Below are 13076 nucleotides of genomic sequence, written 5' to 3' on the forward strand. Positions count from 1 at the left end.
TTCAAGTTCAGATATTCTAGACCTGCATAACACCGACGTTAAACGCCTTGGTAATCGGTGACTGATCTGCCGCCTCGATCCCGATTGAAATGATCTGCCTGGTTTCCAGAGGGTCAATGACACCGTCAACCCAAAGCCTGGCCGCTGCATAATACGGCGACAGCTCCGCATTATAGCGATCTGTAATCTGATCCAAAAGTTCTTTTTCTGCCTCTGGAGTAATTGTTTCGCCTTTGGCTTTTAAAGTGGCGGTTTGAATCTGTAATAATGTTTTCGCCGCGGTGGATCCGCTCATGACCGCCATTTGCGCGGTAGGCCAGGCATAAATCAACCTTGGGTCATAGGCTTTTCCGCACATGGCGTAATTTCCCGCACCATAAGAATTGCCTACTATAAACGTAAATTTAGGAACAACCGAATTCGCTACTGCATTGACCATTTTTGCCCCGTCTTTCACAATACCACCCTGCTCGGCACGGCTGCCTACCATAAATCCGGTAACATCGTGGAAAAACACCAGCGGGATTTTCTTCTGGTTGCAATTCATAATGAAACGGGCTGCTTTGTCTGCTGACTCACTATAAATTACCCCGCCCATTTGCATTTCGCCCTTCCCGGATTTTACCATTTTACGCTGATTGGCCACAATTCCTACTGCCCAGCCGTCCACTCTCGCATATGTGCATATGACCGTTTTTCCATAATCAGGTTTGTATTCGTCCAGTTCCGACCCGTCCACAATACACTCCAGAATTTGGCGCATATCATAAGGTTTCAGTCTGTCGACCGGAAGTACTGTATAAATTTCTTCCGGAAGCCTGGCTGGTGCCTCAGGTATTTTTCTGTCGAAACCTGCTGAAATCGGTTTGCCAATTTTATCGATATGCCTTTTAATTGCGTCCAGACAGGATTTATCGTCGGGAAACTTGTTGTCCGTTACGCCCGATATTTCACAATGCATCGTGGCGCCTCCCAGAATTTCGGCATCTACATCTTCCCCTATCGAGGACTTAACAAGATAGGGCCCGGCCAGAAATAATGAGCCCGTACCTTCGACGATCAAAGCCTCATCAGACATAATAGGCAAATAAGCCCCGCCCGCCACACAGCTTCCCATGATAGCCGAAATCTGGACAATTCCCATTGCGGACATTTGCGCATTATTTCTGAAAATTCGTCCGAAATGCTCTTTATCTGCAAAAACTTCGGCCTGGAGTGGCAAATATACCCCCGCACTATCCACCAAGTAAATTACAGGCAAGCGGTTTTCCATTGCAATTTCCTGTGCGCGCAGATTTTTTTTGGCTGCAATAGGAAACCACGCGCCTGCTTTCACTGTGGCATCATTGGCAACGATCACACATTGTTTTCCAGACACATAGCCAATTCCGGCAACTACTCCGCCCGAGGGGCAACCTCCTTCTTCTTCATACATTCCATCCGCAACAAAAGCCCCGATTTCCAGAAACCGTGAATCTGTGTCGATCAGGTAATCAATGCGTTCCCGGGCTGTGAGCTTACCTTTTTGGTGATGCGCATCTATCTTCTTCTGACCGCCGCCCAGTTTCACCTTATCATACTTCTGACGGAGGGTATGTACCAATTGCAAAAAGCTTTCCTGGTTTGTCATAGTCTGGTGAAGTAATGAAGCTGTAATTGATATAAATACCGGCCGTTTTCAAAAATAAAAAGTCGTTCACCGGTAAGCAAACGACTTCATTATTTTATGATGAGCTACATCTTTTTATTACCCTACTTAATCTGAGTAGCGGTGTCAAGAGGTGATTCCGAAGGACCTTTGTCCTTTTTACCAAAAACTGAAATGCTGATGTAACGCTTAGGATGCTCACGCAGATTAGTCAAAAGCTTGTTAAGGCTCACTACCGTGCGGTCCAGGTTATTGTAGAGTGTTTCGTCTTTAATAAGCTTTCCAGCAGTACCTTTTCCGGATTCCACACTGGCCAGTATCTGACGTAGTTCAGCGATTGTTTTATTAGCTCCCTGAACGGTCTCCCCCAATCTCAGTGCATTCAAAGAGTCCGCCAGTGTTCCGGTTTTGGACAAAAGGGGTTTGAGTTCTTTTTCAGTTTCGACAAGCGAACTTGACAGCTTATTCAAATTGGAAGTTAAAGCAAGCAAATTACTGCGGTTTTCAGCCAGAAGTCCCTGCAGGCTCGAACCGGTTTGATTATAATTCCTGAGAACATCATTCAATATCAAGCCGGTTTCTTCAAATCCAGCCACTACCAGGGAGAGATTTTTCACCAGTGAATCCGCGTGGGTAACCAATGGCAATGCCTGTTCCTGCAAAACTGCCGAAATGCCGGCTTCCTTGCTCGCAAGTAAAGTGTCCCCTTCTTGCAAAGCTCCGCCTTTTGTACCCATCGACAGGTGGATTACTTTACCGCCGAGCAACCCTCCATCAGCCAGTACTGCCGCGGTACCTCCCGGAAGGATTATGCCTTTCTGCACATCCAGAATCACCAGTAAATGGTTTTTCCTGTTTTGCAACAACTTGATTTCCTGAACCCGCCCTACATTCAATCCATTTAACAATACCGGATTGGAGGCAGTTAATCCGTCAATATTATCGTAAATCACATGGTACTTATGCGTCCGGGAAAAAACATCGGAGCCTTTGAGGATATGAAAGCCGAAATACAACATTACCATGGCGAATATGGCCATTACACCGACTTTTGCTTCTCTTGATAATTTCATGGACTAATTAATTTACCTGTCACAAAAAGCAGGCTTTAAATGCAGTAATAATTTTTCAGCTGATTGTAAGTAACTCGTTTTTCATGTTAACACCAAAGTATTCAAAATTGTTTTGGCAAATACAAAACGGCCTCTGCATTATTCAGCGATCCATTTCTGACTTATACAACTTGAATGCCTGATGGATCGACTCCGCAACCTCAGCCTGTCCGTCTTCTGAACTGAGATAATCTTCTTCATCCGGTGTAGATAAAAACCCGGTTTCAATCAGGACACTGGGCATGGCTGCGCGCCACAAAACCAAAAAACCGGCTTGCTTCACACCTCTGCTTTCACGACCGGAAACCGACTGGAATTTCTTTTCAACGTGATCCGCGAAACGGAGACTGCTGGATATAAAAGCGCTCTGGTAATTGGCGAGCATAATATGCGCCAGGGGAGAATTGGGGTCGAATCCCTTGTATTTTTGTTTGTAATTGGTTTCCTGCAAGATTACCGAGTTTTCCCGCTTTGCTACTTCCAGGTTACCTTCGGTTTTATGCAAACCCATTACAAAAGTTTCCGTTCCTCTCACCGATCTGGACCTCGGTGTTGCATTGCAATGGATGGAAATGAAAAGGTCGGCGTTGTTACGATTGGCAAATGCGGAGCGTTCTCCCAATTCGATAAAAACATCCGTCGACCTGGTATACAGCACCTTTACTTCAGGCGTCTCATCTTTGATTCTCCTGCCAAGCTCCAACGCCACGGCTAGTGCGACATCTTTTTCCTTTGTTCTTCTTCCCCGCGTTCCAGGATCTTTGCCCCCGTGCCCGGCGTCGATTACAACCGTATTAACTTTACTATTTGATTTAGGGGAAAGGGGTTCATTTTGAAAAACAAAGGCGAGGCTCGTCAATAGGCAACTTCCAACAATTACTAATTTAAGAACTTTTAACATTATTTTTTAATTACGGCGTTACTCGTTAGAGGTTTCTCTGCTAATTTTGACAATCGATATGCAAAAATACTCTATTTGTTAGAACTGAAAAGAAAGGCGATTATTATATCGTCAGTTGTTGTAGCGTTTCTAATTTTCAGCACAGTAGCATGTGTTCAGCAACGCACCAAGGGACCCGGTAGAAGTTCTGGCAAGGTTAACGGATCAACCTCTGCCAAAGCATCCGCAGACTCTCTCCTTACGGCAAAAAAACGATCAGGTGCGGACACATCCGGCACTGTCAAACCTGCTACGTCATTGAACGGAGCGACCGTAAAAGGTGATACTTCGCTCACCAACAATGGTTTGACCCCTGCCGACTCGGCAGCTACCGACTCTCTTTCCAATCCCGACGATCTTGATAACACGGTGCAGTATGTAGCCGAAGACTCCACCGTTATGGATGCTGTTTTGAAAGAGGTCCATTTGTACGGCAACGCCGAGGTTACCTACGGAACCATTAATCTGAAAGCAAGCTATATCAGACTAAACTGGATTACCAATGAAGTATATGCAGTTGGTACATACGACTCCACCGCCAAGAAAATAACCGGCGATCCTATATTTCAGGATGGCCCGGAAACTTACAATACCAAAGAAATCAGATATAATTTCAAGTCTAAAAAGGCTATGATACAAGGTATTATCACACAGGAAGGTGATGGTAATATCAGGGGAGAAAAGGTAAAAAAAGATGCCGAAGGGAATTTTTATATACGGCATTCGATGTACACCACTTGTAATCTTACACACCCGCATTATTATATCAATGCGCCGAAGATCAAAATGGTAAATAAAAAACAGGTGATATCCGGGCCGTTTAATCTCGTGATCAGTGATATTCCACTGCCTATTGCCCTACCCTTTGGATTTTTCCCTTTCCCGAAGAAAAAAGAGACCGGGACTTCGGGGATATTGTTTCCTACCTACGGAGAAGAGCCCAACGGACGTGGGTTCTATCTGCGCGAAGGAGGGTATTATTTTGCGATCAGTGAATATATCAATGCGTCGGTCACCGGCCAGATTTACTCGACTGGGAGCTGGGGGCTGGGTGTAACTTCCACTTATTCCAAACGCTATCAGTATAATGGTAACCTCGCTCTCCGTTTCAACCGTAACCGTCCGAGTGATGAGGTGCAGAAGCTGGTTGGTAGTGGCGTTACCAATGATTTCAGCGTGATCTGGTCACACGCGCCAAGACCCCGCGGGAATTCTCAGTTCTCTGCAAATGTGAATGTGAGCAGTAACAGCTACAACCAGTTTCAGGAATTTGATACTCAAAAATACATTTCCAACGTGGCCAGTTCTTCTGTCCAGTACAATCGCACATTCGGGCAGTATATGCGTGCGGCAGCCAGTTTACGTGTCAATCAGAATTTCGGGCAGACTAATTCACAAACCCAGAAAAAGGAGGGCGGAAAAACGAACGTTTCTTCCGATTTCAGTTTTGGTGTAAATCAAATCGCACCCTTTGCATTAAAAGGCGGACGCGGGCGCTGGTATGAAAGCTTTCGTCTGGGACTCGATTTCAGCGGTAATTATGCATTGACAAACTCACTGACAGCCATTGATACCTCGTATTCACGACTTGGTTTCAGAATTGAAAATAATGTTGATTCTAGCAGACTAGTTACTAAGGTAGTACCTTTTAACATAGGCAATCTGCCGGATATGTTAAAGGATGCGCAGTTTACCGGTCGTTACAGCCTCCCGATTTCACTGCCCAATTTCAAAGTTCTGCGGTTTGTCAACATCACGCCCAGCCTTTCCCTGAATGGTGAGGTTTTCACAAAACAATATAAATACACACATCTAGGCGGAGACACCGTACGCATCGACACGCTTAAACAGGTTGGTTCTGAATATTCTTATTCCTTTGGGGCAGGCATGAACACCCGCTTTTACGGTACTTTCTTTTTCGGAGGCAAGCGCCTTGAAGCTATCAGACATACAGTAATTCCTTCATTATCATTTACTTACACACCAGATTTCACGGGAGACGCATTTGGTTTTTACGAAAATCTAACGGTAACGGACAGCAAAGGTGTTGACAGACAGCTATCGTTATCGCGTTTCCGTGGAGTGGGAAGCGGTGTGGGTAACGGGCGGGCATCAAGCGTAATTTCATTCAGTCTGAACAACTCGTTTGAAATGAAACTGAAAACAAAAAGCGATACGGCTGCCACTCAGTTCGAAAAAGTATCACTGCTTGACAACTTAAGTCTTGGTGGAAGCTACAATTTGCTAGCCGACTCTCTGAATCTGTCCAATATCACGATCAACGCCAATGCGCGTATCGGAAGAAATCTGAACCTGAACTTCAACATGAACCTGGACCCCTATGCTTATGAAGCAAATCCGAGGATTCTTACCAATCAGGTCGGTTATAAAGTAAATAAGTATGCAATCACCCAGGGTCAGGGGCTGGCCAATCTGCAAAATCTCGGCTTTACGCTGGGTACCAGTTTTTCGCCCAAGACTTCTAGCAAAACCAGCTCCACACCGAGCACAAACGGTACAAATACGAGCACTACTACCGAAGAGCAACGCGAATTTATTGCCCAAAACCCCGAGCTTTATGTGGATTTCAATATCCCCTGGAATGTTTCTCTGAACTACAACTTTGGACTGACGAAACCCGGTCTTTCAAAGGCAATGTTGATTCAGGCGATTCAGGCAACGGGAGATCTGAGCCTTTCGAAGAATTTTAAAATCAGCATCAACACCGGGTTTGACTTCACTGCATTCCAACCGACTATTACGTCGTTAACCCTTTACCGTGACCTTCACTGCTGGGATATGAGCTTCAGCTGGACACCGTTCGCAGGAAGCGCCTCACGCGTAAGCAATTACAATTTTACCCTGAAAGTTAAATCCAGCATCCTCCAGGATTTGAAAGTTACCCGGCGCCGCTCCTTCTACGACAGATCAGCCTATTAATTTTTGCAAAAAAAATGGCCATCCAGTCCGGACAGCCACCTCATGATCTTTATAGAATTCCCTATTTTGAAGCAGGCTTTGCAACTTTAGGAACCACTTCCCCTTTCAGGTACAAAGTAATAGACCCACCCTCAGTATTGCTGAAAACCGTAACCGGCTTGCTAAAAGGACCTGCAGCAGCTGCATTAAAAGTAGCTTTTACAGAACCTGTTTTACCTGGCATCACCGGCTCTTTAGACCAAACCGGAGTAGTGCACCCGCAAGAAACCGTTACATTGGAAAGAACGATAGGATCTGTACCTGCGTTGGTAAAAACAAACTCGTGCGTAACAGGAGTGCCTTGTGGTACTTTACCAAAATTCCGTGTTTCCTCTTTGAATTTTAAAACACCTTTTTGGGCAAAACTAACAGTGGTCAGGCCTAAAAGCAGAACCAGAGCTGAAACAAAAACTTTCATAATTGAAACAATACATTTAAGTGGTGGAAAATAAATAGGTAACAAGATTAATGTTTAAAAATTAAATTTAATAAACATTAACCAATATTAACAATGCCTCTAAAGTTATACCCTATGGGTACAGTGGATTATTATTTTCCTGTATAATTTTGGCTTGCATTCAAAAAAACGTAATTTAACTACGGATTCATACCCCGTGACTTTTGCTTATGCTTGAAAATGACAGTTTGACCGGTTCCAGTGTGCTGAGTAAAGAAAATATTATAAACGACTATCGCCTTGCTTGTGAAAGTCGTCAGGTGAGCTTGCTGGGAAGGAAAGATACGATGGGTGGCCGTTCTAAATTTGGAATTTTCGGTGATGGTAAAGAGCTGGCGCAGATTGCCCTGGCAAGGGTTTTCAGAAGAGGTGATTTTCGCTCGGGATACTACAGAGATCAAACTATTGAGGCTGCCTTGGGAAATGTATCATGGCAGCAATTTTTTGCCCAAATGTATGCCCACGCCGATCTGGCGCATGAACCAAGCACCGGAGGGCGGTCTATGAACGGGCACTTCTCTACCCGCTGGCTGGACGAAAACGGTCAGTGGCTTGATCAGACCAAAATCTACAATTCAGTTTGCGATATTTCATCGACAGCAGGGCAAATTCCCAGGGCAGTTGGTCTCGCCTATGCATCCAAATTATACAGGGCCAACCAAAACCTCGAATATCTGTCCAACTTTTCACATAACGGGAACGAAATCGTTTTTGCGACCATAGGAGATGCTTCTACTTCTCAGGGAATGTTTCTGGAGGCGATGAATGCTGCGGGAGTTTTACAAATTCCCTTGTTGACCTCAGTCTGGGACGATGGATACGGAATTTCTGTTCCTGTTCAGTACCAAACGACCAAAGCCAGCATATCAAAAGCGCTTGCAGGTCTTCAAAGAAATGAAGATGAACCAGGTATAGAAATTTTGACTGTGAAGGGCTGGGATTATCCGGCATTGATCGAAACCTACCAGCGGGCAGCTAACTTATGCAGGAACGAGCAGGTCCCTGTTCTGATACATGTAACTGAACTTACGCAGCCTCAGGGCCACTCCACTTCCGGCTCACATGAACGTTACAAATCCAAGCAACGACTCAAATGGGAAAATGACACCGATTGTAACATTCATTTCAGGGACTGGATCCTCAAAAATGGTTACGCAACAGATGATGAGCTGGAACAGATTGAAATAGAGGCGAAGGAAAGTGCAACTCAGGCTAGAAATATGGCATGGCAGGCCTACCGTAAGGAACTTGATAAAGAATATCTCGAAACCATAAAAATCCTTCAGGATGTAATGCACGAAAGTTCTTTTTCAAAAGAACTTAGCAATGTAATTCTCGAACTTACAAAAACCTATTTACCCGTTCGCCGGGATATGGTATCCAGCATCCGTAAAGCGCTACGGATCATTGGCAAAGAAAATCTCTCTTCAAAAATAGCACTGAAGGATTCTCTTCATAAAAGCCTAGAAGACAATAAAGCCCGGTTCAGCACAAACCTGTACAGTGAATCACCGGAATCTCCATTAAATGTTTCGGCGGTCAGCCCGGTATATTCGGAAGACAGTCCTGTTGTAGATGGACGGGATGTGATAAGGTCTTATTTCAATGCACTTTTTGAAAAGGATCCGCGTGTAGTAGCGCTTGGAGAAGACGTCGGTATGATCGGCGATGTAAATCAGGGTCTTGCGGGCTTGCAAGAAAAGTTTGGCGAACTGCGTATCACAGACACCGGTATTCGCGAAACGACAATTGTTGGTCAAGGTATCGGATTAGCTATGCGTGGTTTAAGGCCGATAGTCGAGATTCAGTATTTCGATTATATATTTTATGCGCTGGCGACATTGACTGATGACCTCGCTTCCTTGCGCTATCGGACAGCGGGAGGGCAAAAGGCGCCGCTGATTGTTCGTACGCGCGGGCACAGGCTGGAGGGAATTTGGCATTCGGGTTCTCCAATGGGAGCCATGCTGGGAAGCTTGCGCGGTATGCATGTGGTTGTTCCCAGAAACTTTACGCAGGCAGCAGGTTTTTACAATACATTAATCAAAGGCGACGACCCAGCCCTGATCGTTGAGCCACTTAATTCCTATCGCCAAAAAGAAGTACTGCCTGACAATATCGGTGAAATTTGCCTGCCCCTGGGTCAGCCTGAGGTGATACGTGAGGGAAGTGACATTACCATTGTGACTTACGGATCGATGTGTCGTATTGTGATGGAAGCTGCGTTACATCTCCAGAATTTAGGCATTAGCTCTGAGGTTATCGATATACAAACATTGCTACCATTTGACATCAACAGTAGCATTGCTGAATCTATAAAGAAAACAAACCGCGTTATTTTTGCCGACGAAGATTTTCCCGGCGGTGCATCTGCATACATGATGCAGCAAGTGATTGAAAAACAAAATGCGTATCGCTGGCTTGATTCTCCACCCGTGACGATTTCCGCAAAGGACCACCGTCCGCCTTACGGATCCGATGGTGATTACTTCTCCAAACCTAATATGGACGATATCCTGGAAACCGCCTACGGGATCATGCATGAAACGGATCCAGAAAGTTATCCGGAGTTATTTTAGCAGATCCGAATGTATCTCAAAACAGGCAAAAGATTTTTAGACATCATGATGGCGGCGACTGGATTAATAATCCTTTCTCCGCTTTTTCTTTTCCTGACAATCCTGTTGTACTTCACAAATGATGGACATCCTTTTTTTCTGCAGGCAAGGCCGGGTTTAAACGAAAGAATATTTACCCTCATTAAATTTCGTACAATGACCAGCTTGAAAACTGAGCAAGGATTCATTTTGCCTGACATTCAAAGAATTACATATATTGGGAATTTACTTCGAAAAACATCTCTTGATGAAATTCCTCAGCTTTTGAATGTTTTAAAAGGAGATATGAGTCTGGTCGGACCAAGGCCTTTACTACCCGAATACCTGAAATTATATAATCCTGATCAGCGAAAACGCCACAAAGTTCTTCCGGGCATTACAGGCTGGGCACAAATCAGGGGGAGAAATTTTTTAAGTTGGGAGGAAAAATTTGAATTCGATCTTTGGTATGTTGAGAACCGGTCGTTCAAACTGGATATGAAAATCATTTTCCTGACCGTAATGTCAGTAGTGAACAGAAAAGGCATAAATCAGAATAAGGACAAATGCATGGAAAAGTTCACCGGTTAGATGCGACAGCTTACTATTAAACAGGCCGGGCCCGACATAAAAAACCTCCGGGACGAAGGTCTCGGAGGGTATGATAGTCTGGTGTTTTTTATAAAACCTCTACCTCAAACTGTAATGGAGAATATGGCAGGATACTCCCGTTTCCTGTTTTTCCGTACCCAAGAGACGACGGAAATACAATAATCGCTTTCTCGGTCTTACGCATTCTGCGGATAGCGGCATCAAATCCTTTGATCGCATTGCTATTTCCAGTAATGAAGTTGTAGGTACCGTCGTCGAACTTTGTATCGTTCAATAGCTTCCCGGTATACTTGATACTTACCGATTTCCCGGGACCGATCGTGTCGCCTGCTACAGTGTTTGTTCGTACAATAACCAAGCCTTCGGGCGTTCTCTCGGACACTACGAATTTTTTGGCAGTTATAAAATCGTCTATCTGCTGAATTTCGGTACGGGTTTTTATAAATTCCACTTCAAGGCGAATTGGCGAATACGCAGGAATATTCACTTTTTCAACATTTCCCGAAGCCAGATAAAATGGCAATAAAAAGGTGGTTTTTTCGCCTGTTCTCATTAAAAAGATGCCAACCTCTATGCCTCCCCAGTATTGGTATCCCTGGACAGGAAACGTGAAATCTACCTTATTGTCCACAGTTGAGGAAACTACCTTGGTGCCATTCAGCAAGTAGCCAGTATACTTGATAGTGGCTGCATCACCTCGTTTAGCTAGCTCTCCAGCTGGATTTGGAACGCGTTTGATGTAATACAAACCCGAACTGTCCTTCACTGCCGTCGATCCGGCGCTATCAGTTTTAAGGTATGCTTCAATCGCCGCTTCGTTCTCGATAATTTTTTGTTCGTCCTGATTGCTAGATGAATCCATACAGCCTGAAAGGCCAAGAATTACCGCCAACAAGAAACACAATGTTAAATTGGTACGCTTCATTTTTTTACTTTTCGTTCAAACAAAATATAAATTTCCACTATTTCAACCTAGACTCAACCGGATGATAAATAGTTGTAAACATTCTTAAAAAACTTCTTGCTGTATCAATTTTTCATAGTACTTACAAAAGGATTTCAAGTGACATTCCGCACATTTCGGGCTGCGGGCAAGGCAAACGTACCGACCATGTAGTATAAGCCAGTGGTGGGCTTTGTAAACGAGGCTTTTGGGGAGATATTTCATTAGCTCCTTTTCGACAGCCAGTGGTGTTGTTGCCGTTAGCGGCACAAGTCCAAGTCGACGCGACACGCGGAAAACGTGTGTATCAACCGCCAGCGCGGGCTGGTTAAAGATAACCGAAGCAATCACATTGGCAGTTTTACGCCCCACTCCAGGCATCTTCTGTAATTCGTCCACAGAGGCTGGAATTTCAGAATTGAAATCTTCAACCAGCATGCGGGCCATACCTACAAGGTGTTTACTTTTATTATTTGGATATGAAATAGACCGAATGTAGCTAAAAACTTCTTCGGCATTCGAAGCAGCCAGCGACTCAGGATCCGGAAAGCGTTCAAAAAGAGGCGGAGTAACGATATTGACCCTTTTATCTGTGCATTGCGCAGACAAAATCACAGCAACTAAAAGTTCGTACGGATTCCCGTAATGAAGTTCAGTCTCTGGCTCGGGAAAGTTCTGGATAAAATAATCCAAAAATAATTTGAAGCGTTCTTTTTTAAGCATAGACAAAATTACATCCTCTGCCAGGGAAATAAAATCCAGGCTGCCATGGCACACCGATAAATTCAAGCAAAGAAATATCTCGCCTCCTCAATACAAAACCATTAAGCCGTTAAAGTGACAGCTTAAACACCAAAACAGCCTGTTACTCTAACAAGAAAGAGCTGCAGGCTGTTTTGGTGAAAATTGTTGAGAATATTTGAAAACTTCCGAAATCGTGACATCCGAAGGAGTTCTAACGATTCCATCCATCTGACTCTGTATTTCTAGAGAATCCATGTAGAAGTTCATCAAATCTTCGTTAAGGGCAAGCGCCTCAACAATCAGGTCATTTTCATTTTCTGATGTTTCGGCATATAAATACCTTACAACATCATCGTAGGTAAAAGTTTTTGTCATACTGTGGGGCACGTTGATTGAACTGCTTACGCAAATTTATTAGCGCGTAACGCATCCTACCCAATGCCGTATTAATACTCACGCCTGTGGCATCCGCAATTTCCTGAAAGCTCATGTCCTCATAGTGGCGCATGATCAATACTTGCTTTTGCACATCAGGTAACCGCTGGATCATCTCCCGCAGCTGCTCATGCGTCTCCTGACGAATCTGGATCGACTCAACGGAATCCTCCGAAAAATCCAGCGTATTGAAAACACTGCTTCCATCTTCGAACACTACATTGGGGTAGCGTTTATCGCGTCTGAAATAATCAATGGCGAGGTTGTGTGCGATACGTATTATCCAGGGAAGGAACTTGCCTTCATCATTATATCTACCACCTTTTATCGTATCAACGGCCTTAATAAATGTATCCTGTAATAAGTCTTCGGCTACATATTGATCCTTGACAATCAGATAAATAGTGGTGTATATTCTTGACTTGTGGCGTTGAACAAGCTTTTCAAAAGCCTTCTCATTACCTTGGATATACAATGTTACCAACTCACTGTCGCTAACTTGGACTTTCTCCATTTTCCTATTCGATTTAGTTAACGTAGAGCGGTTCGTCGATATTGTTTCTCCTTTCTGTGTAAGTGAAAAAATGAAGTAGCTTGGATGTATTTTGA

At 44.2% G+C, this 13076-nt stretch carries 11 protein-coding genes; 3 read left to right on the forward strand and 8 right to left on the reverse strand.

Features of this window, described 5'->3' with window-relative positions; all coding sequences use genetic code 11:
- Positions 1–16: 16 nt before the first annotated feature.
- From FBF61_RS24565 to FBF61_RS24575, 3 genes are all read right to left on the reverse strand, one after another.
- Positions 17–1630, reverse strand: a complete 1614-nt coding sequence (locus tag FBF61_RS24565) for an acyl-CoA carboxylase subunit beta (RefSeq protein ID WP_138482314.1) — start codon at positions 1628–1630, stop codon at positions 17–19.
- Positions 1631–1752: 122 nt separating this feature from the next.
- Positions 1753–2721 carry an MlaD family protein gene (locus FBF61_RS24570; RefSeq protein ID WP_138482316.1) on the reverse strand — a complete coding sequence of 323 codons (969 nt, stop codon included), beginning with the start codon at positions 2719–2721 and terminating at the stop codon, positions 1753–1755.
- Positions 2722–2863: 142 nt separating this feature from the next.
- Positions 2864–3661, reverse strand: coding sequence for an N-acetylmuramoyl-L-alanine amidase family protein (locus FBF61_RS24575; protein ID WP_138482318.1), 798 nt, complete (start codon positions 3659–3661; stop codon positions 2864–2866).
- 75 nt (positions 3662–3736) lie between these two features.
- On the opposite strand from FBF61_RS24575, the gene FBF61_RS24580 reads away from it, so the two are divergent.
- The gene (locus FBF61_RS24580; protein WP_138482320.1) at positions 3737–6640 is read left to right on the forward strand and encodes a putative LPS assembly protein LptD; all 2904 of its coding nucleotides are present in this window, start codon (positions 3737–3739) and stop codon (positions 6638–6640) included.
- Positions 6641–6701: 61 nt separating this feature from the next.
- Here FBF61_RS24580 and FBF61_RS24585 read toward each other — a convergent pair whose 3' ends face one another.
- Positions 6702–7097, reverse strand: coding sequence for a DUF1573 domain-containing protein (locus FBF61_RS24585; RefSeq protein WP_138482769.1), 396 nt, complete (start codon positions 7095–7097; stop codon positions 6702–6704).
- Between the two features lie 209 nt (positions 7098–7306).
- Here FBF61_RS24585 and FBF61_RS24590 point away from each other — a divergent pair, with 209 nt between their 5' ends.
- Both FBF61_RS24590 and FBF61_RS24595 read left to right on the forward strand, forming a co-directional pair.
- Positions 7307–9715 (forward strand): alpha-ketoacid dehydrogenase subunit alpha/beta, encoded by a 2409-nt coding sequence (locus tag FBF61_RS24590; RefSeq protein ID WP_138482322.1) that lies wholly within the window; start codon positions 7307–7309, stop codon positions 9713–9715.
- 9 nt (positions 9716–9724) lie between these two features.
- On the forward strand, positions 9725–10324 hold the full coding sequence (locus tag FBF61_RS24595; protein ID WP_138482324.1) for a sugar transferase: 600 nt from the start codon (positions 9725–9727) through the stop codon (positions 10322–10324).
- Positions 10325–10412: 88 nt separating this feature from the next.
- On the opposite strand, the gene FBF61_RS24600 is transcribed toward FBF61_RS24595, so the two are convergent.
- The 4 genes from FBF61_RS24600 to FBF61_RS24615 all read right to left on the reverse strand — a co-directional run bounded on the left by FBF61_RS24600 (position 10413) and on the right by FBF61_RS24615 (position 12981).
- On the reverse strand, positions 10413–11207 hold the full coding sequence (locus tag FBF61_RS24600) for an FKBP-type peptidyl-prolyl cis-trans isomerase (RefSeq protein ID WP_229215201.1): 795 nt from the start codon (positions 11205–11207) through the stop codon (positions 10413–10415).
- Between the two features lie 147 nt (positions 11208–11354).
- Positions 11355–12011, reverse strand: coding sequence for an endonuclease III (gene nth / locus FBF61_RS24605; protein WP_138482328.1), 657 nt, complete (start codon positions 12009–12011; stop codon positions 11355–11357).
- Between the two features lie 147 nt (positions 12012–12158).
- Positions 12159–12407, reverse strand: coding sequence for a hypothetical protein (locus FBF61_RS24610; protein WP_138482331.1), 249 nt, complete (start codon positions 12405–12407; stop codon positions 12159–12161).
- The gene (locus tag FBF61_RS24615; RefSeq protein ID WP_138482333.1) at positions 12382–12981 is read right to left on the reverse strand and encodes an RNA polymerase sigma factor; all 600 of its coding nucleotides are present in this window, start codon (positions 12979–12981) and stop codon (positions 12382–12384) included. Before FBF61_RS24615 ends, FBF61_RS24610 begins: the two co-directional genes overlap by 26 nt.
- Positions 12982–13076 lie beyond the last annotated feature (95 nt).

Source organism: Dyadobacter bucti (genome assembly GCF_005869225.1).
Classification (GTDB): Bacteria; Bacteroidota; Bacteroidia; order Cytophagales; family Spirosomataceae; genus Dyadobacter; species Dyadobacter bucti.

What these genes read in the sequence shown, in the direction of transcription:
- FBF61_RS24565 (WP_138482314.1), bottom strand. Translation starts at nt 1,630, where the DNA reads ATGACAAACCAGGAAAGCTTTTTGCAATTGGTACATACCCTCCGTCAG.
- FBF61_RS24570 (WP_138482316.1), bottom strand. Translation starts at nt 2,721, where the DNA reads ATGAAATTATCAAGAGAAGCAAAAGTCGGTGTAATGGCCATATTCGCC.
- FBF61_RS24575 (WP_138482318.1), bottom strand. Translation starts at nt 3,661, where the DNA reads ATGTTAAAAGTTCTTAAATTAGTAATTGTTGGAAGTTGCCTATTGACG.
- FBF61_RS24585 (WP_138482769.1), bottom strand. Translation starts at nt 7,097, where the DNA reads ATGAAAGTTTTTGTTTCAGCTCTGGTTCTGCTTTTAGGCCTGACCACT.
- FBF61_RS24590 (WP_138482322.1), top strand. Translation starts at nt 7,307, where the DNA reads ATGCTTGAAAATGACAGTTTGACCGGTTCCAGTGTGCTGAGTAAAGAA.
- FBF61_RS24595 (WP_138482324.1), top strand. Translation starts at nt 9,725, where the DNA reads ATGTATCTCAAAACAGGCAAAAGATTTTTAGACATCATGATGGCGGCG.
- FBF61_RS24600 (WP_229215201.1), bottom strand. Translation starts at nt 11,207, where the DNA reads ATGGATTCATCTAGCAATCAGGACGAACAAAAAATTATCGAGAACGAA.
- nth (WP_138482328.1), bottom strand. Translation starts at nt 12,011, where the DNA reads ATGCTTAAAAAAGAACGCTTCAAATTATTTTTGGATTATTTTATCCAG.
- FBF61_RS24610 (WP_138482331.1), bottom strand. Translation starts at nt 12,407, where the DNA reads ATGACAAAAACTTTTACCTACGATGATGTTGTAAGGTATTTATATGCC.
- FBF61_RS24615 (WP_138482333.1), bottom strand. Translation starts at nt 12,981, where the DNA reads ATGGAGAAAGTCCAAGTTAGCGACAGTGAGTTGGTAACATTGTATATC.